The 21,112-nt window shown below is 69.7% G+C and carries 25 protein-coding genes; 15 read left to right on the plus strand and 10 right to left on the minus strand.

The genetic code is table 11. The features are described from left to right. Window positions 1-11 precede the first annotated feature (11 nt). The 7 genes from ACSEEN_RS13630 (at window position 12) to ACSEEN_RS13660 (ending at window position 6,514) form a co-directional block, all read left to right on the plus strand. Complete coding sequence (locus ACSEEN_RS13630) at window positions 12-353, plus strand: hypothetical protein (RefSeq protein ID WP_247866643.1); 342 nt, start codon at window positions 12-14, stop codon at window positions 351-353. Continuing rightward, on the plus strand, window positions 350-2,209 hold the full coding sequence (gene recQ / locus ACSEEN_RS13635; RefSeq protein WP_247866642.1) for a DNA helicase RecQ: 1,860 nt from the start codon (window positions 350-352) through the stop codon (window positions 2,207-2,209). The genes ACSEEN_RS13630 and recQ overlap by 4 nt, the downstream gene beginning before the upstream one ends. A gap of 163 nt (window positions 2,210-2,372) precedes the next feature. Further along, a complete protein-coding gene (locus ACSEEN_RS13640) occupies window positions 2,373-2,891 on the plus strand; it encodes a DUF4395 domain-containing protein (protein ID WP_440713453.1) in 519 nt (172 codons plus the stop codon). A gap of 85 nt (window positions 2,892-2,976) precedes the next feature. Continuing rightward, window positions 2,977-3,648: a phosphatase PAP2 family protein gene (locus tag ACSEEN_RS13645; protein WP_440713454.1), complete on the plus strand. Its 672-nt coding sequence runs from the start codon at window positions 2,977-2,979 to the stop codon at window positions 3,646-3,648. Between the two features lie 43 nt (window positions 3,649-3,691). After that, a complete protein-coding gene (locus ACSEEN_RS13650) occupies window positions 3,692-4,354 on the plus strand; it encodes a phosphatase PAP2 family protein (RefSeq protein ID WP_440713455.1) in 663 nt (220 codons plus the stop codon). Next, the gene (locus tag ACSEEN_RS13655) at window positions 4,351-5,157 is read left to right on the plus strand and encodes a COG4705 family protein (RefSeq protein WP_371307369.1); all 807 of its coding nucleotides are present in this window, start codon (window positions 4,351-4,353) and stop codon (window positions 5,155-5,157) included. The genes ACSEEN_RS13650 and ACSEEN_RS13655 overlap by 4 nt, the downstream gene beginning before the upstream one ends. Beyond that, complete coding sequence (locus ACSEEN_RS13660; RefSeq protein ID WP_440713456.1) at window positions 5,138-6,514, plus strand: sensor histidine kinase; 1,377 nt, start codon at window positions 5,138-5,140, stop codon at window positions 6,512-6,514. Before ACSEEN_RS13655 ends, ACSEEN_RS13660 begins: the two co-directional genes overlap by 20 nt. Window positions 6,515-6,575: 61 nt before the next feature. Here the strand turns inward: ACSEEN_RS13660 and ACSEEN_RS13665 are convergent, their stop codons facing one another. Further along, window positions 6,576-6,851, minus strand: a complete 276-nt coding sequence (locus ACSEEN_RS13665) for a hypothetical protein (RefSeq protein WP_440713457.1) — start codon at window positions 6,849-6,851, stop codon at window positions 6,576-6,578. Window positions 6,852-7,016: 165 nt separating this feature from the next. On the opposite strand from ACSEEN_RS13665, the gene ACSEEN_RS13670 reads away from it, so the two are divergent. Continuing rightward, window positions 7,017-7,868, plus strand: a complete 852-nt coding sequence (locus ACSEEN_RS13670; protein ID WP_440713458.1) for an alpha/beta hydrolase family protein — start codon at window positions 7,017-7,019, stop codon at window positions 7,866-7,868. A gap of 6 nt (window positions 7,869-7,874) precedes the next feature. Here ACSEEN_RS13670 and ACSEEN_RS13675 read toward each other — a convergent pair whose 3' ends face one another. Continuing rightward, window positions 7,875-8,552, minus strand: a complete 678-nt coding sequence (locus ACSEEN_RS13675; protein WP_247866629.1) for a response regulator transcription factor — start codon at window positions 8,550-8,552, stop codon at window positions 7,875-7,877. A gap of 126 nt (window positions 8,553-8,678) precedes the next feature. Between ACSEEN_RS13675 and ACSEEN_RS13680 the strand changes: the two genes are divergently transcribed. The 3 genes from ACSEEN_RS13680 (at window position 8,679) to ACSEEN_RS13690 (ending at window position 11,500) form a co-directional block, all read left to right on the plus strand. Further along, window positions 8,679-9,359 carry a metal-dependent transcriptional regulator gene (locus tag ACSEEN_RS13680; RefSeq protein ID WP_247866628.1) on the plus strand — a complete coding sequence of 227 codons (681 nt, stop codon included), beginning with the start codon at window positions 8,679-8,681 and terminating at the stop codon, window positions 9,357-9,359. Between the two features lie 81 nt (window positions 9,360-9,440). Further along, on the plus strand, window positions 9,441-10,130 hold the full coding sequence (locus tag ACSEEN_RS13685; RefSeq protein WP_440713459.1) for a metal-dependent transcriptional regulator: 690 nt from the start codon (window positions 9,441-9,443) through the stop codon (window positions 10,128-10,130). After that, window positions 10,127-11,500: an ATP-binding protein gene (locus ACSEEN_RS13690; protein WP_440713460.1), complete on the plus strand. Its 1,374-nt coding sequence runs from the start codon at window positions 10,127-10,129 to the stop codon at window positions 11,498-11,500. The genes ACSEEN_RS13685 and ACSEEN_RS13690 overlap by 4 nt, the downstream gene beginning before the upstream one ends. Here ACSEEN_RS13690 and ACSEEN_RS13695 read toward each other — a convergent pair. The 6 genes from ACSEEN_RS13695 to ACSEEN_RS13720 form a co-directional block, all read right to left on the minus strand. Then, entirely contained in the window at window positions 11,464-12,150 is a 687-nt protein-coding gene (locus ACSEEN_RS13695) for a response regulator transcription factor (protein ID WP_440713461.1), read from the minus strand. The genes ACSEEN_RS13690 and ACSEEN_RS13695 overlap by 37 nt on opposite strands. Before the next feature lie 15 nt (window positions 12,151-12,165). Next, window positions 12,166-13,113, minus strand: a complete 948-nt coding sequence (locus ACSEEN_RS13700; RefSeq protein WP_440713462.1) for a Ppx/GppA phosphatase family protein — start codon at window positions 13,111-13,113, stop codon at window positions 12,166-12,168. After that, on the minus strand, window positions 13,110-13,619 hold the full coding sequence (locus tag ACSEEN_RS13705) for a DUF501 domain-containing protein (protein WP_247866623.1): 510 nt from the start codon (window positions 13,617-13,619) through the stop codon (window positions 13,110-13,112). The genes ACSEEN_RS13700 and ACSEEN_RS13705 overlap by 4 nt, the downstream gene beginning before the upstream one ends. Next, the gene (locus ACSEEN_RS13710; protein ID WP_247866622.1) at window positions 13,616-14,095 is read right to left on the minus strand and encodes an FtsB family cell division protein; all 480 of its coding nucleotides are present in this window, start codon (window positions 14,093-14,095) and stop codon (window positions 13,616-13,618) included. Before ACSEEN_RS13710 ends, ACSEEN_RS13705 begins: the two co-directional genes overlap by 4 nt. An 18-nt stretch (window positions 14,096-14,113) precedes the next feature. Beyond that, window positions 14,114-15,391, minus strand: coding sequence for a phosphopyruvate hydratase (gene eno, locus ACSEEN_RS13715; protein WP_247866621.1), 1,278 nt, complete (start codon window positions 15,389-15,391; stop codon window positions 14,114-14,116). A gap of 75 nt (window positions 15,392-15,466) precedes the next feature. Continuing rightward, complete coding sequence (locus ACSEEN_RS13720; RefSeq protein WP_440713463.1) at window positions 15,467-16,216, minus strand: lytic transglycosylase domain-containing protein; 750 nt, start codon at window positions 16,214-16,216, stop codon at window positions 15,467-15,469. Window positions 16,217-16,495: 279 nt separating this feature from the next. On the opposite strand from ACSEEN_RS13720, the gene efeU reads away from it, so the two are divergent. Genes efeU through ACSEEN_RS13740 form a run of 4 tightly spaced genes read left to right on the plus strand, consistent with a single transcriptional unit; the run spans window position 16,496 to window position 20,587 of the window. Then, the gene (gene efeU, locus ACSEEN_RS13725; RefSeq protein ID WP_440713464.1) at window positions 16,496-17,374 is read left to right on the plus strand and encodes an iron uptake transporter permease EfeU; all 879 of its coding nucleotides are present in this window, start codon (window positions 16,496-16,498) and stop codon (window positions 17,372-17,374) included. Next, window positions 17,358-18,572: an iron uptake system protein EfeO gene (efeO, locus tag ACSEEN_RS13730; RefSeq protein ID WP_440713465.1), complete on the plus strand. Its 1,215-nt coding sequence runs from the start codon at window positions 17,358-17,360 to the stop codon at window positions 18,570-18,572. The genes efeU and efeO overlap by 17 nt, the downstream gene beginning before the upstream one ends. Continuing rightward, entirely contained in the window at window positions 18,569-19,945 is a 1,377-nt protein-coding gene (efeB, locus tag ACSEEN_RS13735; RefSeq protein WP_440713466.1) for an iron uptake transporter deferrochelatase/peroxidase subunit, read from the plus strand. The genes efeO and efeB overlap by 4 nt, the downstream gene beginning before the upstream one ends. A 42-nt stretch (window positions 19,946-19,987) precedes the next feature. Then, entirely contained in the window at window positions 19,988-20,587 is a 600-nt protein-coding gene (locus ACSEEN_RS13740; protein WP_440713467.1) for an NPCBM/NEW2 domain-containing protein, read from the plus strand. Window positions 20,588-20,594: 7 nt separating this feature from the next. Here the strand turns inward: ACSEEN_RS13740 and ACSEEN_RS13745 are convergent, their stop codons facing one another. Further along, window positions 20,595-20,810 (minus strand): hypothetical protein, encoded by a 216-nt coding sequence (locus ACSEEN_RS13745; protein WP_247866615.1) that lies wholly within the window; start codon window positions 20,808-20,810, stop codon window positions 20,595-20,597. Further along, on the minus strand, window positions 20,810-21,112 hold the full coding sequence (locus ACSEEN_RS13750) for a hypothetical protein (RefSeq protein WP_371307379.1): 303 nt from the start codon (window positions 21,110-21,112) through the stop codon (window positions 20,810-20,812). The genes ACSEEN_RS13745 and ACSEEN_RS13750 overlap by 1 nt, the downstream gene beginning before the upstream one ends.

Here is a 21,112-nt window from a genome sequence, read left to right on the forward strand (position 1 = left end):
AAGGAGTCGCCATGGTCGGCAAGCTGGAACGAAACAAGGATCTGATTCAGGACGTGGTCGAGAACACCGCGCGCGGTGTCGGATCGATCACGTCGATCATCACCGGGGCCGTCGCCGATGTGACCCGCGAGATCGGCGACATCGTGACCGACGGATTCGAGATGCGCGAGGCCGCCAAGGCGGCCGGTCGTGCCGAGCGCGCCGGGGCGGCGGGCCTCGACGCCGGCGAGGCCGCCGACACCGAACTCGACGCGGCACCGGAGCCGGAGCCCGCACCGGAACTGGAACTCGAGGCCGCCCCCACCGAATGGGAACTGGAGCCCGCACCGGGCGACGACTCGGCCGCCGGTTGAGCCCCGTCGAAACCTCGGCCGGCGCCGAGACGCCCGCGCGCCAGACGCTCCGCACCGTCTTCGGCTACGAGGCGTTCCGCGGCGATCAGGAACAGATCGTCGAGCAGGTGATCGGCGGGGGCGATGCCGTGGTCCTGATGCCGACCGGCGGCGGTAAGAGTCTCTGCTATCAGATCCCCGCCCTGGTGCGCCCGGGCTGCGCGATCGTCGTCTCACCGCTCATCGCGCTGATGGCCGACCAGGTCGGCGCGCTGCGGCAGCTCGGGGTCCGGGCCGCGTACTTGAACTCGACGCAGAGCCTCGACGAGCGGCGCGACGTCGAGCAAGCGTTCCTCGCCGGCGAGCTGGATCTGCTGTACATCGCGCCGGAACGCCTCAGTCAGCAGTCGGCGCGGGAATTCCTGAGCCGCGGCGAGCTGAGCCTCATCGCGATCGACGAGGCGCACTGCGTCTCGCAGTGGGGGCACGACTTCCGGCCCGACTACCTCGCGCTCGGCGACCTGGCCGAACTCTGGCCGGACGTCCCGCGCATCGCGCTCACCGCGACCGCCACCGACCGCACCCACGCCGAGATCACCGAGCGCCTGCACCTGGACCGGGCACGGCACTTCATCGCCAGCTTCGACCGGCCCAACATCAGCTACCGGATCGAGGCCAAAGACCGCGTCCAGCAGCAACTCCTCGAGTTCATCGCCGCCGAGGGGTTCGACGACGGCGTGCCGCTCTGCGGGATCGTCTACGCCCTCAGCCGCAAGAGTGTGGAGAACATCGCGAAGTTCTTGTCCGCCAACGGAATCGACGCGATGCCGTACCACGCGGGCATGGATGCCGCGGCGCGCGACGCCACCCTGCGCCGCTTCCTCCGCGAGGACGGCGTGGTGGTGGTCGCCACCATTGCGTTCGGCATGGGGATCGACAAGCCCGACGTCCGCTTCGTGGCCCACGTCGATCTGCCCAAGAGCGTCGAGGGTTACTACCAGGAGACCGGCCGCGCGGGTCGTGACGGACTGCCATCGGTGGCGTGGATGGCCTACGGCCTCGCCGACGTGGTGCAGCAGCGCCGGCTGATCGAGATGTCCGACGGCGACCAGATGCACAAGATGGCGCAGGGCCGGCTGCTCGATGCCATGCTCGCGCTCTGCGAGACCGCGACCTGCCGCCGGGTGCAGCTGTTGCGCTACTTCGGGCAGGAGATCGCCCCCTGCGGCAACTGCGACACCTGCCTGAATCCCCCCGCCACCTGGAACGGGACCGTCGCCGCGCAGAAGGTGCTGTCGACGGTCTGGCGGCTCGACCGGGAATTCAGCGGTCAGCGCTACGGCGCCGGGCACCTGATCGACATCCTGCTCGGCAAGGAGAACGCCCGGATCACCCAGTTCGGGCACAGCCGGCTGTCGACCTACGGCATCGGCACCGAACTCGACGCGAACGCCTGGAAGGGGGTGATCCGTCAGCTCATCGCGCAGGGCCATCTCGCCCCGCACGGCGACTACGGCGTCCTCACCCTCACCGAATCGTCCGCCGGTGTGCTGCGCGGCGAGGCGACGGTGACCTTCCGCGAGGAGGCCAAGCGGGTGCGGTCGTCGTCGGGCGGCCGGTCCAAGCGGACCGCGACCGAACTCTCCGGCGAGGAGGGGCAGCTGTTCGAGGTGCTGCGGAAGTGGCGGTACGCGGTGGCCAAGGAGGCCGACGCCCCGGCCTACACGGTGTTCAACAACGCCACCCTGGAGGCGATCGCCCAGGTCCGTCCCGGGAATCTGGACGAGCTGCTCGGCATCTCCGGTGTCGGCCAGGCCAAGGCCGACAAGTACGGCGAGGCCGTCATCGGCGTGATCGCCGACTTCGACGCCGCCTGAGCCCTTCGACTCCGCTCAGGAACCACCGGGCGAGCCCGCCGGGGCGAGACCGAGTCGAAGGCAAGCCGCCGTCTCGCGGGAGTTCGGATCACGGCGCGCACAACCCTGTCGTGCGCGGCGCCACCGCCGTACCGTGAAGCGTTCGGTAAGCATGGAGGTAGCAATGACGGACCTGTTCACGCAGGTGGACGAGTCGATCTCGGTGGAACGGCGGGGCGTGTTCGCGTTCCCCAATCCGGTCAACGACTACGCCGCCCGGTCCACCGCGGGCCTGGTGATCCTGCTGGCCATCGCCGCCATCGTGGTGAACCAGTGGTGGCTGTACGCGGTGCTGACCGCCGGATTCGCGCTGCGCGTCGCCGGTGGCCCGCGCTACTCCCCCTTCGGGCGACTGGCCGTGCACGTGATCGTGCCGACCGTCGTGAAGAAGACCAAGCTGGTGCCCGGCCCGCCCAAGCGCTTCGCGCAGACCGTGGGCCTGGTGTTCTCCGGCACCGCCCTGATCCTCTCGGCCACCGGCTTCGGTCTCGCCGCGCAGATCGTCACGGGTGTGCTGATCGCCGCGGCCTTCGCCGAGTGCGCTTTCGGTTTCTGCCTGGGCTGCGTGGTCTTCGGCTACCTGCAACGCGCCGGGGTGATCCCGGACACCGTCTGCGAGGCCTGCAACCGCGTCGGCGCCTGACCCGGCGTCGGCGCCCGACGTCCGCGTCGCGGACCCCCGCCGTTCACCCAGCGTTTCCTCAGCATGGATGCGCGACGATGTCCGGATGACCTCGTCTCGCAACACCCGGATGACCGCGGGCCTCGTGCTGCTCGCCCTGGCCGTGATCGGCGGAGTGGTGTTCGCCGTCCACCCGGGTCCGCTGGGCGTCGATTCGTCCATCGCGCACTGGCTGATCGACGGCCGCACGCCCAGCCTCGACCGCGTGGCGAAGGCCCTGACCACGGTGTTCGGTCCGAGCTGGATGCTGGCGGCGGCGCTGCTGATCGGCGTCGCCCTGGCCGTCCACGACCGCTCACCGCGCCGCGCCCTCCCGGTCGTGGCGGCGGAGGTGGCCGCTTTCGCCGTCGCCGAGGTCCTCAAGCTCGGCGTCGACCGGCCGCGGCCGCCGCTGTCGCTGCGGATCGGTACGCCCGACTCGTCCGCGTCGTACGTCTCCGGGCACGTGTGCGGCCTCTCGGCGCTGGTCGTGGCGCTGCTGGTGGTGGTCGTACCGTCGTTCCCGCGCGGCTGGGCCGTCGTCTCGTACATCGCCGGAGTCACGCTCATCGCATCGTGCATGTGGACCCGCGTCTACCTCGGTATGCACTGGCCGACCGACGTGCTCGGAGCACTACTGGTGGGCGCCGGCAGCGCGCTGGTGGTACCACCGCTCGTCGATCAGGCACTCGCCCGACTCCGGCCCCGGCAGGAGGCCCGGCACCGGGCCGGAGCCTGACACCCTCAGCGTTCACTCAGCACCGGATCCGCACCGTGGACGTATGGAATCGGTACGTGGCCGGCAGCAGCTCGGCATCGTCTTCTTCGCGCTCGCCGTGCTCGGCGCCGGCCTCTTCGCGGCGCATCCCGGGCCGCTGGGCATCGACACCTCGGTGTTGCACGGGCTCGCGTCCACCCGGAACCCGGGTCTGACGACCTTCGTCGACGATCTGAGCTACCTCTTCAGCCCGGTCGCGACCACCGTCGCGGCCGGGGTGATCGCGGTGGTCCTGCTGCTGCGTGACCGATCATTGCGGCGGGCGCTGCCGGTCGGCGCCAGTGTCGCGATCGCCGCCGGCGTCGCGGGCGTACTGAAGCTGGCCACCGCACGCCCCCGGCCGCCGGAGTACCTGCAGGTCGGGTCCCCCGAGGCCACCTACTCGTACCCGTCGGGCCACGTGACCGGCACGTCCGCGCTGGTCGTGGCGCTCCTCGTGGTGGTGGTGAGCACCTGGCCGCGCCATCGGGCGATCGTCGCCGGCGTGCTCGGCGCCGCCGTCGTCGCGATCTGCGCGTGGACCCGCCTGTACCTCGGCATGCACTGGTTCACCGACGTGACCGGCGCCGTCCTCCTCGGCCTCTCGGCCGGACTCCTCGTCCCGCCAGTGGTCGATCTCCTCCTCGCCCGTCTGGGCCCCCGCCTCGCTCTGAAGGAACACCGATGACACACGCGAGATCCGCCTTCACCACCGTGCTCCTGAGCAAGGTGCCCGAGGTCACGCTCTACTTCTGGATCATCAAGATCCTCTCGACCACGGTCGGTGAGACGGCCGCGGATTACCTCAACATGAACCTGGGCTTCGGCCTGCGGTGGACTACGCTCATCACGGTGGTGCTTCTAGCCGCAGTCCTGACCGCCCAGTTCCGGCTGAACCGATACGTTCCGGCCGTGTACTGGGCCGCGGTGCTGCTGATCAGCGTCACCGGCACCCTGATCACCGACAATCTGACCGATGTCGCGGGCGTCCCGCTCGCCGCGTCGACGACGGTCTTCGCGATCGCGCTCGCGGTTGTGCTGGTCGTCTGGTACCGCGTCGAGGGCACCCTGTCGATCCACTCGATCCGGACGCGCCGCCGCGAGGCCTTCTACTGGCTGACGGTGCTGGTGACCTTCGCGCTGGGCACCGCGGCCGGCGATCTGATCGCCGAGAAGCTCAGCGTCGGCTACGGCTGGTCGCTGGCGATCTTCGCCGTGGTGATCGCCCTGATCTTCGCCGCGCATCGCGGTCTGGGCCTCGGCGCGGTGCCCGCGTTCTGGGCCGGGTACATCGTCACCCGCCCGCTGGGCGCGTCGGCGGGCGACCTGCTGATCCAGCCGGCCGGCGCCGGCGGTCTGGGTCTCAGCTCGACCCTGGTGAACGTCGTGTTCCTCGCCGTGATCGTCGTGCTGGTCGCCTATCTCTCGATCAGCCGCGTCGACCGGATCGACGACGAAGGCGCCAGGGCCGATGCTCCGCTGGCTGCCTGACCGGGCGCGGTCGGTCCGGGTCCGCACCACACTCCTCGCGACCGGACTGGTGACGCTCGCTCTGCTGTTCGCCGCGGTCGTCATGGTCCTGGCCCTGAAACACATCCTGATCCGGAACGCCGACGCCGCCACGCTGGCGCGCGCCCATCAGATCGAGACGGCGCTGGCGACCGACCGGCCCGCCGACCTCGACCGTGCGCTCTTCGTCGCCGCGGGTGATGTGGACGTGGTCCAGGTGATCGACGGCTCCGGGCGGGTCCTCCTCGCGACCGATCCGCGGTACTCCACCCCGCTGAGCAGGCCCCTCGCCCCGGGCACACGGATCACGATCGACGACGGCCACGCCGCCGGCGACACCGACTACCGGGGCAGCGCACTCGGCATCCGCACCGGGGAGGGCGACCTCACCGTCGCCGTCGGCACCGCCGAGGAACCGCTGAACCGACTGGTCGTGATCGTCGGGGTGCTGTGCTGCATCCTGTTCCCGCTGATCGTGATCGGCATGGCGGTCCTCACCTATCTCCTCGTCGGGCGGGCGCTGCGACCCGTCGACGACATCGCGTCGCAGGTCGACGAGATCACCGGCGGCGACCTGAGCCGGCGCGTGCCGGTGCCGGATACCGGCGACGAGATCGCCGGTCTGGCCGCCACGATGAACCGCATGCTCGCCCGCATCGAGCGATCCCGGCGGGAACAGCTGCGCTTCGTGGGCGACGCCTCCCACGAGCTGAACAGCCCGCTCACGACGCTGGTGGGCCTGCTCGATCTGGCCCGCGCCACCGGGGAACCGATCGACGCCGAAACCGCGGGCACCGTGATGCTGCCCGATGCGCTGCGGCTGCAGCAGATGGTGGCCGACCTGCTGTTCCTCGCCCAGTCCGATGAGAGCGGCGTACCCCTGGCGACCGGCGAGGTGGACCTGGACGACGTCGCGGCCGCCGAGGTCACCCGCCTGCGGGCGATGACCGGCCTGCGGGTCGAGGCCCGGATCGTGCCGGTCCGGATCGACGCCGACCGCGACAAGATCGTCCGCGCGCTGCGCAATCTGGCCGACAACGCGGTGCGCTACGCGGCGGGCGCGGTGTCGCTGCGGATGAGCGTCGACGACGCCGGCGTCACCCTCCTGGTGTCCGACGACGGTCCGGGAATCCCGGACGCTGACAAGGCCCGCGTCACCGAGCGGTTCGTCCGGCTCGACGATGCGCGCGGCCGCACCACCGGCGGCTCCGGCCTCGGACTGGCGATCGTCACCGAGATCGTCCACGCGCACGGCGGCCGGATGATCGTGGCCGATTCGGACAGCGGCGGCGCGGCCGTCGGTTTCACCCTCCCCCTCCCTGACTCAACCGCCGACTGATCGGCGCACACCACTGGGGCGGGCTCCGATCGGGGCCCGCCCCAGTGGCACTTCCCGACGGTCAGCGGCCCGCGGTGTCCGGCGTGTCCCCGGGCTCCGGCATATCGGCCTGACCGGCGACATCCGGCGTGTCTCCCGGTTCGGGCGTATCCGCCTGACCGACCGCGTCCGGCATGTCGCCCGGTTCGGGCGTCTCGTGCTGGGTCGCCGACGGGGCGGCCGACGAGCCGACCGCATGGGCGATACCCAGCCCCGCTCCGGTGCCGAGTACCGCCACGGCGCCGACACCGGCGGCGATGCGCCGCAGACGTCGATTGTTCTTCCACTGATCCGGCATGATCTGACTCCTCTGCTGCCGACGTTCGATCGCCGATCGGCGATCTACGACCACCGTCCGCCGCCCGCGCTGTGACGACGCTGAGGCCTCCTTGAACCGGCCTGAACTGGGCAATTCGTCCAGCGGCTCAGCAGATCCTTAGCGCCGCAGGGGATTCTGGTGTTCATGCGCCGCGCCCTGCCCCTGCTGCTGATCCTCTTGATCGCACTCACCGGTTGCTCCGCGGCACCGCGCCATCACCCGCCCCACCCGTCCGCGGCGCCGGCCGGACCGCCCGCCCTCACGCTGGCCTACCCGGTCACCGACCCCGATCCGGCGCAGAACGTCGGCGACCTCTACCTCCCGCCCGCGCGCACGGGCCCGCGGCCACTCATCGTCTTCTTCCACGGTGGCGGCTGGCACGACCGGATCGGCTACCACGCGACCGCATCTCTCGCCCAGCACATCGCCGCGAAGGGCTTCGCCGTCTACAACGTCGAGTACCGGCGCACCGGCTCCGGCGGCGGATGGCCGACGACGCTGACGGATGCGCTCGCCGCCGCCCGGTACGGCGAGACGCTGCACCAGCGGTTCCCGCAGATCAGTCCGGTCACCTACCTCGCCGGCCACAGCGCGGGCGGTCAGCTGGCGGTGTGGGTGTCCGGGCATCTGCCCGACCCACCGGCCGGCGTCGTCTCCATCTCCGGCCCACTCGCGATGGCGTACGCGGCCGGGCGCGGCGACCGCAGCGTCCTCGGATTCCTCGGCGGCACACCGGCTCAGGTCCCGGCGCGCTACCGGTACACCGATCCCGCCGAGCAGTGCCCGACCGTGCCGATCGTCGCGATCCAGGGCACCCGGGACAGGGTGGTGCCGCCCGCCGTTCTACAGGCGTACCGGGCGGCGACCGCACGGTGCCCGGGTCACCGGCTCCGCGTCGTGGAGGTGCCGGGCGCGACGCACCTGTCGCTTCTCAAACCGCACCACACCGGTTATCCGAAGATGCTCGACACGCTGATCACCAGCGTCCGCGCGTGACGGCGGTCATCCCCCGTCGGCGGCCAGCCGGTAGCCGACACCCCGCACCGTCTCGATGGCCTTGCGGCCGAACGGCGTGTCGATCCGGCGGCGGAGGTAGCTGATGTACACCTCGACGATGTTCTCTTCGCCCTCGTAGTTCACATCCCACACCGAGTCGATGATCTCCGTCTTCGACACCGCGGTCCCCTTGTGCCGCAGCAGGAAAGCGAGCAGCGCGAACTCGCGGGGTGTCAGAGTCAGCGGCACACCGCCGCGCGCGGCGGTGTGCGCGGCCGGATCGAGTTCCAGGTCGCCGGCGGTCAGCACCGCGGGACGCTCGACGGCGTTGCGGCGCGCCAGCGCCCTCAGCCGCGCGGTCAGCACCACGAACGAGAACGGCTTGGTCAGGTAGTCGTCGGCACCCAGATCGAACGCATCCGCCTGGTCGTACTCACCGTCCTTCGCCGTCAGCATCAGCACCGGAGTCCAGACCCGCGCCGCCCGCAGATCACGCACCACCTCGTAGCCGTTGCGGCCGGGCATCATGATGTCCAGGACGATCACGTCGAACGAGCCGGTCAGCGCCTTGTCGAATCCGGCGGCACCGTCGTGCACCACATCGACCACCCAGCCCTGGGCCACGATCATCCGGCGGACGGTCTCGGCCACGTTCCGGTCGTCGTCGACGAGGAGAATACGCATCCTTTCAGCATGGCCGCCCGGCGCTGTGAAATCACTGAACCACCCTTCGGCCATGCGTCTGGGTGAATGAATCGAACCGCGCTATGGTGATCACCAGACAACCGATTCGGGGGATCCAGCACAGCCATGACCGACGTCTCGCCGACGACGAGCGCGTTCCTCCGCACGATCTACAACCTGTCCGAGGATCACATCCCGGTGCGCCGCGCCCGCATCAAGGAGCGCCTGCATCTGTCCGGACCCACTGTCACGCAGGCCGTCTCGCGCATGCTCGACGCCGGGCTGATCGAGATCCGCCACGAACAGTATCTCTCGCTCACCGAGCAGGGCCTGCACGCCGCGATCGTCGGGGTGCGTCGTCACCGCCTCGTCGAGCTGCTGCTCACCGGGATGCTGTCGCTCCCGGCCCAGCACGCGCACGCCGAGGCCACCCGCTGGGCGTCGACCATCAGCGAGGAGACCGAACGTGCCGTCTTCGCGGCGCTCGGCGGCCCGGTGGCATCGCCGTGGGGCAATCCGATCCCCGGTCTGGAGCTCATCGGCGGACCCGTGCCGGACTTCATCGAGCCCGACCTCCTCTATCAGCTGGGACCGCCCGGCACCACGGTCGACGCCGTCGTCCGCTTCGTCTCCGAGGACGCCCAGGACGACCCCGAGATCGCGGCGGCGCTGGTGACGGCGGGCATCGTGCCGGGGGCGGCGGTCACCGTCCGGGTCGGCGACGAGTCGTACGAGCTGCGCGGCCTCAGCCGCTACGACCTCCCGGTCAAGAACGCCCACATGGTGCGCATCGACCTCGCCCGGTAGCCGCCGCGGCCGGTCACCGGAACCTTAACGACCGCTTAAGCCCGCTATGTCCGATGCCGCGGGGTCCGTAAAGTCGAGCCGGTGTCCGACGTGTCTCCGTCGGTAGGCGCTGCCCTACGGACCATCTACAACCTCCGCGAAGACCGGATCCCGGTGCGGCGCGCGCGGATTCGTGATCGCCTCGGACTGGCGGGACCGACGGTGACGCAGACCGTGGGCCGGATGGTCGACGCCGGGCTGGTCCGCCTGCGCGACGAGCAGTACCTCGAATTGACCGAGGACGGCGATCGGGTCGCCGCCGCCCTGGTCCGGCGGCACCGTCTCACCGAGCGGCTGCTGACCGACGTCCTGAAGGTGCCCGCGGCGCTGGCGCACCATGAGGCCGTCACGTGGTCGAACGCCCTCGCCACCGCGACCGAACGGGCCATCGTCGACCAGCTCGACGCGCCGTATCTCTCCCCGTGGGGCAATCCGATTCCGGCGCTCGACGAACTCGGCGTGTGCCCACCCGAGCCCGGGCCCGAACCCGCGTCGCTCGCTCAGCTCGGGCCGCCCGGCGCCACCCTCCCGGTGGCCGTCCGATGGATCTCCGAGGACGCCCAGGACGACGAGGCCCTCGTCGCCCAGCTGGTCTCGGCCGGGATCGTCCCCGGCGCGCAGGTCCGGGTGACCGTCACCGACGGCGGCTACGAGCTCCGCGGGCTGTCCCGGATCGATCTGCCGACTAGCCTGGCTCACGTGGTACGTCTGGACGTGATGGCCGGCCGATGAGGTTCCGGCTGACGCTGATCGCCACCCTGCTGGTCGCGGTGGCGCTCGGCATCGCGGGCGCCGGTCTGTCGCTGGCGCTCAATCACATCCTCACCGAGTCCGCGACCAACGCCGGGCTGGCCCGCGCCGAACAGCTCACCGGCGCGCTGGAAGCCGGCGGCCTGCCCGCCGTCACCACCGCGATGATGCGGCCCGACGACGACATCGACATCGTCCAGATCATCGACTCCAGCAGCCGGGTGGTCCGCAGCTCGGCCACCGAATTCCATGTGGCCCTCGCCTTTCCGGTGCGGCCCGGAGTCGTCGAACGACGCGGGCATCTCGAAGCCGATTTCGGCACCGACTACCGGGCGACCATCGCCGGCGCACGCAGCCCGGCCGGCGGCGACTACACGGTGATCGTCGCCTACGCCGGGCACCGGATCGAGCGGACCGTCATCACGGTGGTGGCCCTGTGCTGCTTCGCGTTCCCGCTCATCGTGGCCGGCGTCGGCTGGCTCACCTACCACCTGGTCGGACGGACCCTCCGGCCGGTCGAAGACCTCCGGTCGCATGCCGCGGAGATCACCGGCGGCGACCTGTCGCACCGGCTGCCCGTCCCCGGCACCGGCGACGAGATCGATTCCCTCGCCCGGACGATGAACGAGATGCTCGCCCGCCTCGAAGCCTCCCGGCAGCGCCAGTCCCAGTTCGTCAACGACGCCTCACACGAACTCAACAGCCCGCTGACGTCGATCCTGGGGATCGTCGAACCCGCGGCAGCCGGGGACCGGGGTGTCGACGCCGCGACCGTCCACACCGTCGTGCTCCCCGAGGCCCTGCGGCTCAAACAACTGATCGCCGACCTGCTGTTCCTGGCCCGTGCGGACGAGCGCGGTGTCGCTCGCCGCGACATCCTCCTCGATCTGGACGATCTGGTCCTCACCGAGGTCGAGCGCCTGCGGCACGTCAGCGCGCTCGATCTCGAGGTCGACATCGTCGCCGCGCGGGTGCGCGGCGACGCGGCGCAGCTCGGCCGCGCACTGTGCAATCTCACCGACAACGCGATGCAGCACGCCGAGGACCGCGTCGCCCTCCTCATGCGCGTCGACGACGGCGCCCGGACCGTCGTCGTCTCGGTGATCGACGACGGCCCCGGAATCCCCGACGCCGACCGCGCCCGGATCTTCGGCCGGTTCGTGCGGCTGGACGCGGCTCGCGAGCGACGGGCCGGGGGAACCGGCCTCGGTCTGGCGATCGTCGCGGAGATCGCCGGTGCGCACGGTGGCCACGTCGCGGTGGTCCCCAGCGAGTCCGGCACGCGGATCGACCTCACGCTGCCGCTGGCCGCGGCTCAGGCGGAAGCGCCACCGTCGGCGGCGAGGCGGTAGCCGACGCCGCGGACCGTCTCGATGGTCCGCCGCCCGAACGGCAGGTCGATGCGCTGCCGCAGGTAGCTGACGTAGACCTCCACGATCTTGTCCGATCCGGAGAAGCTGGAATCCCAGACGGCGCCGACGATCCGCGCCCGGGCGAGCGCCTCGCCCTTGTGGCGCATCAGGTACTCCAGCACCGCGAACTCCCTCGGCGTCAGGTCGATTTCGGTCTCCCCGCGCCGGACGATGTGCGCGGCCGGGTCGAGCGACAGGTCCCCCGCGGTCAGCACCGCCGGGCGCACGACGGCGGACCGGCGGCCCAGCGCGCGCAGCCGCGCCAGCAGCACCACGAAGGAGAAGGGCTTGGTCAGGTAGTCGTCGGCCCCGAGATCGAACGCATCGGCCTGGTCGTACTCGCCGGTCTTGGCGGTCAGCATCAGCACCGGGGTCCACACCTGCGCCTGCCGGATGTCGCGAAGCACCTCGTACCCGTTGCGCACCGGCATCATGATGTCCACGATCAGGATGTCGTAGGTGCGGCGGCACGCGCGGTCGACGGCATCCGCGCCGTTGCCGACCACGTCGACCACCCAGCCCTCGGCCACCAGGATCCGGCGCACCGCCTCGGCGATCTTCTCATCGTCGTCGGCCAGGAGAATCCGCATCCGCCCGGGGCCCGTTCAGTCGAGCAGGCCGAGGGCGATGCCGTCGAGGATGTCGTGCTCGGAGACCACGAGCTCGTCGATCCCCGCGCGGCGGGAGAACTCCCGGGCCAGCGCCAGCGTCACCAGGGCGCCGCCGCCGATCACGTCGACGCGGCCGGGATGCATGGGGCCCAGGGCCGCCCGCTCGGCGCGCGGCATGGCGACCAGTTCCCGGCAGATCCGTTCGATCGACGCGATCGGGTGGCGCGACAGGTGGATCTTCTCGGAGTCGTAGTGCTCCAGACCGAGGTTCAGCGCGGCGAGCGTGGTGAGGGTGCCGGCCACCCCGACCCAGGTGCGGGCCTTCTCCAGCGGCACCGCGGCGAACGCGGGGGCCAGGCGCTCGGCGACGAAGGCCTCGGCGGCGTCGACCTCCGCCGGGGTGGGCGGATCGGAGTGCAGGCAGTGCTCGGTGAGCCGGACGCAGCCGATGTTCGACGAGTAGGCCGCGGAGTCCATGACGATCTCGGTGCTGCCGCCGCCGAGGTCGGTGACCACGAACGGCCCGCTCCCCTCGCCCGTTGAGCTTGTCGAAACGCCCCCGACGGCACCGCGGAACGAGAGCGCCGCCTCCTCGTCACCGGAGATCACCTCGGCGACCGCACCCGGTGCGACCCGGCCGAGCAGTTCCGCGGTCATCGTGAAGAAGTCGTCCCGGTTGCTCGCGTCACGGGTGGCCGACGTCGCGACCATCCGCACTCGCGTCACGCCGTGGGTGCGCATCGCCTCGACGTAGCCGTCGAGCGCGTCGCGGGTGCGGCCGATCGCCTCGGTGGTGAACCGGCCGGTCTCGTCCACGCCCTCGCCGAGCCGCACGATCACCATGTCGCGCACCACGTCGGTGAGCGCGCCGTCCCCGGCGTCGTCGGCGATCAGCAGCCGGATCGAGTTGGTACCGCAGTCGACGGCCCCGACACGCGTCATCGCGCGGCCCGCACCGGCCAGTCGGCGGGCACCGCCGTGCCGCGCAGGCCCTCCTCGTCGGCGAGGAGAGCGACGGCCTCGTCGCCGAGCGGGTTGACCCCGGGCCCCTTCGCCAGGGAATGAGCCACCAGCACATGCAGGCACTTGACCCGGTCCGGCATGCCGCCGCCGGCGAAGTCGGTGCCGAGCGATTCGATGGCGTCACGTTCGGCGAGGTAGCTCTCGTACGCGGCGCGGTACGCGGCGGCGAGTTCGGCGTCGTCGGTCAGGCGCTCGGACATCTCCCGCATCACGCCACCGGATTCGAGGCGGCTGCACGCCCCGGTCAGCCGCGGGTCGGTCAGGTAGAAGAGCGTCGGGAAGGGCGTGCCGTCGGGCAGGCGCGGAGCGGTCTTCACCACGGCGGGCTGGCCGTCGGGCGTGAGGTAGCTGACCTCCAGCACCCCCCGCGGCTCCCGGCCCAGTTGGGCGGCGATGACGTCGAGCTGAGACTGGGGAACGGTCACTTGTCCTCCGGCGGTGTGGACAGCGAGTCCCACAGATTCTGGTACCAGGGGTTGGCGGCGTATTCGCGCGCCTTCTTCTCTTCGGCCTTCTGCTTCTCCCGCGACGGGTAGGTCAGCACGACGGTCTTCTCCCCCGGCATCGCGTATTGCAGTCGTTCGCGGGCCTGCGCCTCGATCCAGGCCGGATCGTTCTGCTCGGTCACCTTGCGCTGGTAGTCGGCGATCTCCTTGGAGAGCTCGACGTTCTGCGCCTGCAAGCGGCTCATCTCCGAACGCTGCGAGAGGTACGTGCGGATGGGCACGACCAGCGTCAGTGCCACCAGGATCACGACCACCGTCAGCGCGAAGGCCCGCGTGGAATTGACCGATGCGACGCGCTGCCACAGCGTGGAAACGGCCGAGCGAGCCCGGGCACTCGAGGCCGAATGAGGGGTCTCATTCTCGCCTTCGGGGTACCCGGACTCGTTCGTCACCATGCGTCTAGCTAATCACGCTCACACGTTGAAACGCGGGAACGCCAGGTCACCGGCGTAGCGCGCGGCGTCGCCCAGTCCCTCCTCGATGCGCAGGAGCTGGTTGTACTTGGCGACGCGCTCGCTGCGGGCCGGGGCGCCGGTCTTGATCTGGCCGCAGCTGCACGCGACGGCCAGGTCGGCGATGGTGGTGTCCTCGGTCTCGCCCGAGCGGTGGCTCATCATCGTCTTGTAGCCGCTGTTGTGGGCCAGCGCGACGGCGTCGAGCGTTTCGGTGAGGGTGCCGATCTGGTTCACCTTGACCAGCAGGGCGTTCGCGATGCCCTTGGCGATGCCCTCCTCGAGTCGCTCGGGGTTGGTGACGAACAGGTCGTCGCCGACCAGCTGCACCTTGTCGCCGATGGCCTCGGTCAGCGCGGCCCAGCCGTCCCAGTCGTCCTCGGCGAGGCCGTCTTCGATCGAGACGATCGGGAAGTCGGCGACCAGCTTCTCGTACACCGACACCATCTGCGCGGCGTCGAGCTGCTTGCCTTCGAGGGTGTACTTGCCGTTCGAGAAGAACTCGGTCGACGCCGAGTCGAGCGCGATGGCGATGTCGCTGCCGAAGGTGAAGCCGGCCTTCTCGACCGCCTTGGCGATCACCTCGATGGCGGCGTCGGTGCCCGGCAGGTCGGGGGCGAAGCCGCCCTCGTCACCGAGCGCGGTGCTCAGGCCCTGCGCGTGCAGCACCGACTTGAGCGAGTGGTACACCTCGGCACCCCAGCGCAGCGACTCCTTGAAGGTCGGCGCACCGATCGGCGCGATCATGAATTCCTGGAAGTCGATGCCGTTGTCGGCGTGCTCGCCGCCGTTGATGATGTTCATCATCGGCACCGGCAGGATGTGGGCGTTCGGGCCGCCGACGTAACGGAACAGGGGCAGGCCGGCCGACTCGGCGGCGGCCCGGGCGACGGCCAGCGAGACGCCGAGCGTGGCGTTCGCGCCCAGCCGGCCCTTGTCCGGGGTGCCGTCCAGATCCACCAGGGTCTGATCCAGGATGCGCTGGTCGTCGGCGTCGATGCCGATCACCTCGGGGGCGATCTGGTCGAGCACGCCCTCCACGGCCTTGGTGACGCCCTTGCCGCCGTAGCGCTCGCCGCCGTCCCGCAGCTCGACGGCCTCGTGCTCACCGGTCGACGCGCCCGACGGGACCGCCGCGCGCGCGAACGTGCCGTCTTCCAGAAGAACCTCGACCTCGACGGTCGGGTTACCGCGCGAGTCCAGGATCTCCCGCGCGCCTACCTGCTCGATGATTGCCACTGCTCGCCCCATTCGCCGGGTTGGATGTCGGCGCCGAAGAATTCGCCGACGGGTACGGCCTCAGCCTAATGGAGGTCAGTAACGGACGTTGACGGAGTACGCATTGGCGTAGTTGCGCACCCGGATCACGTAGTTCATCGAGTTGTTGTAGGTGAGAATCGCCTTCTCCCAGCCCTTGGCGGTGGTCATGTCGCCACCCGAGGAGACGCAGAGATAGCGCGCCGCGGACAGCGCGGCATCGTCGATGTTGTCCGGGTCGGCCTTGCCGTCGCCGTTGGCGTCGACGCCGAAACGCTGCCAGGTCTCCGGGATGAACTGGAACGGGCCCATCGCGCGGTCGTACTCGGCGTCGCCGTCGAGCTTGCCGTGATCGGTGTCCTTGATCTCCCAGTTCCCGTTGGTGCCGTCGAGCACCATGCCGCGGATCTTGGGCCGGACGTCGCCGTTGGGGGCGACGGTGGAACCCCGGTGGGTGCCGTGCTTGCTCTCCACCCCGGCGATGCCGGCGATGGTGGTCCAGGTGATGCCGCACTCGGGGTGCTGCTGACGCTGGATCTCCGCGGCGTTGCCGTAGGCCTCGAGCGAGGTCACCGGGATGCCGGTGGCGTCGGCGATCGGGACCGCCCACTCGTGCATCTTGTCCGCGGTCCGGCCCGGCGCCTGAATGTCGATGTACGGCTGCTGAACACCGCCGCCCGGGGGAATGCCCTCGGGGATGTCGGGCTTGCTCCACGGCATCGAGATACACGCGGTGCTGGTCAACGCGACCGCGCCCAGCATCAGCGGAGCCGCCAGACGTCGGCGCAGCGTCGTGCGTACCGGCATCGGCGACTCTCCTCTCGGTACGGCGGACACGGCTCCGCCCCGACGGGGAAGACTGCCATACCAAGGGGGTAACGACGCAAGTCGTGCAAGAGTTCCCGGAAGTGACGGGACAGCACCCACCTGCGCACTCACACGCGCGACCGAGGCCGGGACCAACGGCCCGTCTTCAGCGTTTCCCAAGCTTCGCATTGTTCACCCGGGCTGAGCGCGCGCTATTGTAAGCCTGTCCAAAATTAGGACTGGCTAAGGCAAGAGGCCACCGAACGACGAGAGAACAGTATGACCATCCTCGCAGAGGGCACGCCCTCGGTCGTGACGCAGATGTTCGGCAGCGGCCTGATCGGCGTCCGTGAGGGACTGGAAGCCGGAATCGTCGTGATGGTGCTGATCGCCTTCGCCGCCAAGTCCGATCGGCGCGATGCCCTCAAGTGGATCTGGGCCGGCGTCGCCGCCGCCCTCACGATGACCATCGGCACCTTCCTGATCATCCAGTTCGGGACGTCGACCATCTCCAGTCTCACCGCCGAATTGATCGCGGGCATCGCCTCCCTGGTCGCCGTGGTGATCGTGACGTCGATGCTGCTGTGGATGCGCAAAGCATCGGCGCACATCTCCGGGGATCTGAAGTCGGGCCTGAGCTCGGCACTGGAAATCGGCGGCATCGCGGTGTTCGGTCTGGCTTTCCTTGCCGTCGGGCGCGAGGGCTTCGAGACCGCGCTGCTGATGGTCGGCTACGCCGAGAGCGTCTCCGGCGGACTGTGGCCGCTGATGGGGCTGCTCCTCGGCATCCTGATCGCCGCGCTGCTGACCGCGCTCCTCTATTACGGCGCGATCAGCATCAACTTCAGCAAGTTCTTCACCTACACCGGACTGTTCCTGGTGATCGTCGCCGCCGGCATCTTGTCGTACGGCGTGCACGCGCTGCAGGTGTACGGCTGGCTGCCGTGGCACGGCGCCCTCGCCTACGACATCAGCGCCACCTACGACGCCAGTTCCTGGTACGGCGTGATCCTCTCCGGAATCTTCAACTTCTCTCCCAACCCGTCGTGGTTGCAGGTCATCGCCTGGATCCTCTACGTCGCGATCGTCACCCCTCTGTTCCTGCTGCGTGGCAGGACGCCCTCCCGAAAGGAAGTCGCCGATGGCGCCACTGTCTAAGTCCCTGCGCATCCCCGCCCTGGTCGGGCTCGCCGTCGCCACGCCACTGGTGCTGACGGCGTGCGAGTCCAAGTCCGGTGGCGACGCCATCGCCGTCACGTCGACCGACGACAAGTGCGAGCTGGCGACCACCGACGCGAAGACCGGCGAGGTGAGCTTCGCCATCACCAACAACGGCAAGAAGATCACCGAGTTCTACGTCTTCGGCAAGAACAACCGCGTGCTCGGCGAGGTCGAGAACATCGGTCCGGGCCTCAAGGGCAAGCTGACCGTCGACATCACCGAGCCGGGCACCTACGAGGTGGCCTGCAAGCCGGGCATGGTCGGCACCGGCATCCGGCAGAAGATCAACGTGACCGGCGAGAAGAAGGATAAGTCGCAGGCACCAGCCGACGTCGCGCAGGCCAAGGCCCGCTACCTCGATTACGTCCGCGGCCAGGTCGACGCGCTCGTCGCCCAGACCGAGGTCTTCGTCAATCACGTCAATTCGGGCGATCTCGACGCCGCGCGCGCCGAGTTCGGCCGCACCCGCACCTTCTACGAGCGCGTCGAGCCCGTCGCCGAGAGCTTCCAGAACCTCGATCCGGCGATCGACATGCGGTGGGACGACACCGAGGACGGCAAGCAGCCGTTCACCGGCTTCCACCGCCTCGAGCGCTACCTGTGGCCGCCGAAGGCCGACGAGATCGGTGACGCGCCGGGTCAGATCGCACCGGCCGACGCCGACGATGCCAAGAAGAACGACACCAAGGAGAACATCACCGCGGCGGCCAACCAGCTCCTCAAGGACGTCAAGTCCCTGCAGGCCGAGGTCACCAAGCCGGACTTCGAGTTCGACACCCGCATGTTCGTCCAGGGCCCGCAGGCGCTGATCGACGAGATCGCCGCGACCAAGGTCGGCGGTGAGGAGGATCGCTACAGCCACACCGACCTGTGGGACTTCGCGGCCAACGTCGACGGCGCGGAGACGCTGATCGCGGAGATGCAGCCGATCATCTCGGCCAAGAACCCCGCGCTGATGGACAAGATCACCGCGCAGTTCGCGGACGTGCGCAATGCCATCGACGCCCTGCGCGAGGGTGACGGCTTCATCTCGTACGACAAGGTCCCCGAGGCCACCCGCAAGGAGCTCTCGGACAAGATCGACGCACTGTCGGCGACGCTCTCGCAGGTGCCGGGCGTCGTCATGCCGAAGTGACCGTCCCGCCGACTGAGCCGGCCGAGGCGCTCGCCGAGGCCGAGGCGAAGCCCGCAGCGGATACTTCGCCGACCGAGACCGGGTCGAAGCCCGCAGCGGAGAAGTCCACCGTCTCCCGCCGCACCGTCCTCGGTGCGGCGGGGGCCGGTGCCGGCCTGGCCGCCGCCGGATTCGCCGGCGGCTGGGCGGTCGGCCGCACCGACAGCGGCCCGCACGGCGACCAGGTGGTCCCCTTCCGCGGCACCCACCAGGCCGGGATCGTCACCGAGGCGCAGGACCGGCTCCATTTCGCGGCGTTCGACGTCGTCACCGACGACCGCGCCGCCGTCGTCGATCTGCTGCAGAAGTGGACCGTCGCCGCCGAGCGGATGACCCGCGGCGAGGAGGTGTCGCCGGACGGCGCCACCGGGCTGGGCGACTACGTTCCGCCGTCGGACACCGGCGAGGCCCTGGGACTCTCGCCCGCGCATCTGACTTTGACCATCGGTTTCGGGCCGGGCCTGTTCGGCCCGAGTGCCGCCTATCCCGACCGCAAGGACCGGTTCGGGCTGGCCTCCCGCAAGCCGGCTGGCCTGACCGACCTGCCGGCCTTCGCCGCGGAGAAGATCGAGCCGCTGCGCAGCTATGGCGACATCTGCATCCAGGCGTGCGCCAACGACCCGCAGGTCGCCGTGCACGCCATCCGCAATCTGGCCCGGATCGGTGTCGGCATCGTGTCCGTGCGCTGGTCGCAGCTCGGTTTCGGCCGGACGTCGGCCACCACCCGATCGCAGGAGACCCCGCGAAATCTGTTCGGTTTCAAGGACGGCACCAACAACATCCGGTCCGACGAGACCGATGACCTGGGCAAATGGGTGTGGGTGTCGGAGGACGACAACCCGCCCGCCGCGCAGTGGATGACCGGTGGCAGCTACCTGGTGACCCGGCGTATCCGGATGGACATCGAGCCGTGGGACCGCGCGAACCTGCTGGAGCAGGAGGACATCATCGGGCGCACCAAGCGGGCCGGGGCGCCGCTCGGGCAGGAGAACGAGTTCGACACCCCCGACTTCCAGATCAGCACCGGCAGCGCACCGATGATTCCGCGGAACTCCCATGTGGCGATCACCAATCCGCAGAATCGCGGCGGGGTCCGGATCCTGCGCCGCGGCTACAACTTCACCGACGGGTCCGACGGCTTCGGCCATCTCGACGCCGGGCTGTTCTTCATCGCGTTCAATCGGGACTCGCACAAGCAGTTCATCCCGATGCAGCAGGACATCTCGCGTAAGGACGCGATGACCGAATACCTGATCCCGAACGCGTCCGCGCACTTCGCCGTCCCGCCGGGCCTGAAGCCGGGCGAGTACTGGGGCCAGCACCTCTTCGCGTAGTCCGGCACGCGAGCACCGGCCCGGTGGCTATTCTCAATACTCGTGAACCGGTCACTCCTCGTTGCCGCCGCCGCGGCGCTACTGCTCACCGCAACGGCGTGCACCACCTCCGGCCAGGAGCCGGCGGCCACGTCGTCGGCGTCCGCGGTCGCCTCCGTTCAGCCCAGCGCCGCCGACTCCGCGGTGAGCGTGTCGTCGTCGACCAGCAGCACCGCGACGGCCACCACCACGCCCCTGTACGCGCGACTCGACGCGGCGAGCGCCGCTGGCCAGACCGGCACGCGCGTCGACCAGCAGGTCGACGGCCAGAAGGTGGAGGCGACGGGCATCTGGATCGGCTGCGACGGCACACCAGCCACCGCGACCTACGACCTGGACGACGACTTCGCCTCCCTGACCGGCGACCTCGTGCTGGCCGATCCGACGCCCGCCCGCGTCGAGGCGCGGGTCGACTTCGTGGTCGACGGTAAGACCGTGCACCGCGTTCAGCTGACCGCGGGCACCGACCCGACTCCGGTGACGATCGATCTCAAGGGCGCGAAGATCCTGACCGTCAGCGCCATCTCGATCGCCGGCGACTGCTCGACATCGGACCTGCCCTACGGTGCCTTCGTCGGTGCGACACTCACCGCCGGGAAATAGGTGGCAATTAGACGAACTGCTTGCGCTCGAAGAAGAAGCGCCATAATCGTCCGGCACGCTTCGGCATTTCGTCGGGCGAGAAGTCCGCAAGCGCGAGCAGTTCGGGATCGACCTCTTGGCCGTTCTTGATCCGGCCGATGACAATGATGCGAGCCTTCTTACGCTCGATCTCACGAGCGTAGGCCCGTCGTTCTTCGACCGAGAGCGCGTGTGGGTCCGCCATCAGACTGTCCCGTCGTTCCGGAGGCCACGCGGGTCATCCGGGGCCTTCATCGATCCTACCCAACGGTCGAGCAGGACACGATCGGCATTCGTCGCCAACTTGGAGTCTTGGAGCACCTCGAGGACCTCCAAGCCGACTGAGATCGCCTCGGCCTCTCGTGACAGCACGTGATCCGCCGCCCACGCCGCCCGGCGCCACCACTCAGCGCGCCGATCCGCATAGGTCCGCTGAAACAGTCCCGCCGCAACCCCGCCGAAGCCGACCACCCCGACGATCAATGTCACCCACGCCTGCGCCGGCAT

Origin of the sequence: Gordonia marina (genome assembly GCF_052036135.1) — a bacterium.
Taxonomy (GTDB): domain Bacteria; phylum Actinomycetota; class Actinomycetes; order Mycobacteriales; family Mycobacteriaceae; genus Gordonia.

Bases quoted from the DNA above. Each gene is read 5' to 3' on its own strand.
- ACSEEN_RS13655 (WP_371307369.1), top strand. From the start codon at position 4,351: ATGACACACGCGAGATCCGCCTTCACCACCGTGCTCCTGAGCAAGGTG.
- ACSEEN_RS13630 (WP_247866643.1), top strand. From the start codon at position 12: ATGGTCGGCAAGCTGGAACGAAACAAGGATCTGATTCAGGACGTGGTC.
- ACSEEN_RS13675 (WP_247866629.1), bottom strand. From the start codon at position 8,552: ATGCGTATTCTCCTCGTCGACGACGACCGGAACGTGGCCGAGACCGTC.
- ACSEEN_RS13695 (WP_440713461.1), bottom strand. From the start codon at position 12,150: ATGCGGATTCTCCTGGCCGACGACGATGAGAAGATCGCCGAGGCGGTG.
- ACSEEN_RS13665 (WP_440713457.1), bottom strand. From the start codon at position 6,851: ATGCCGGATCAGTGGAAGAACAATCGACGTCTGCGGCGCATCGCCGCC.
- efeU (WP_440713464.1), top strand. From the start codon at position 16,496: ATGACCATCCTCGCAGAGGGCACGCCCTCGGTCGTGACGCAGATGTTC.
- efeO (WP_440713465.1), top strand. From the start codon at position 17,358: ATGGCGCCACTGTCTAAGTCCCTGCGCATCCCCGCCCTGGTCGGGCTC.
- ACSEEN_RS13710 (WP_247866622.1), bottom strand. From the start codon at position 14,095: ATGGTGACGAACGAGTCCGGGTACCCCGAAGGCGAGAATGAGACCCCT.
- ACSEEN_RS13750 (WP_371307379.1), bottom strand. From the start codon at position 21,112: ATGCCGGCGCAGGCGTGGGTGACATTGATCGTCGGGGTGGTCGGCTTC.
- ACSEEN_RS13670 (WP_440713458.1), top strand. From the start codon at position 7,017: ATGCGCCGCGCCCTGCCCCTGCTGCTGATCCTCTTGATCGCACTCACC.
- ACSEEN_RS13645 (WP_440713454.1), top strand. From the start codon at position 2,977: ATGACCTCGTCTCGCAACACCCGGATGACCGCGGGCCTCGTGCTGCTC.
- ACSEEN_RS13690 (WP_440713460.1), top strand. From the start codon at position 10,127: ATGAGGTTCCGGCTGACGCTGATCGCCACCCTGCTGGTCGCGGTGGCG.
- ACSEEN_RS13650 (WP_440713455.1), top strand. From the start codon at position 3,692: ATGGAATCGGTACGTGGCCGGCAGCAGCTCGGCATCGTCTTCTTCGCG.
- ACSEEN_RS13660 (WP_440713456.1), top strand. From the start codon at position 5,138: ATGCTCCGCTGGCTGCCTGACCGGGCGCGGTCGGTCCGGGTCCGCACC.
- ACSEEN_RS13745 (WP_247866615.1), bottom strand. From the start codon at position 20,810: ATGGCGGACCCACACGCGCTCTCGGTCGAAGAACGACGGGCCTACGCT.
- ACSEEN_RS13720 (WP_440713463.1), bottom strand. From the start codon at position 16,216: ATGCCGGTACGCACGACGCTGCGCCGACGTCTGGCGGCTCCGCTGATG.
- ACSEEN_RS13700 (WP_440713462.1), bottom strand. From the start codon at position 13,113: ATGACGCGTGTCGGGGCCGTCGACTGCGGTACCAACTCGATCCGGCTG.
- ACSEEN_RS13680 (WP_247866628.1), top strand. From the start codon at position 8,679: ATGACCGACGTCTCGCCGACGACGAGCGCGTTCCTCCGCACGATCTAC.
- ACSEEN_RS13640 (WP_440713453.1), top strand. From the start codon at position 2,373: ATGACGGACCTGTTCACGCAGGTGGACGAGTCGATCTCGGTGGAACGG.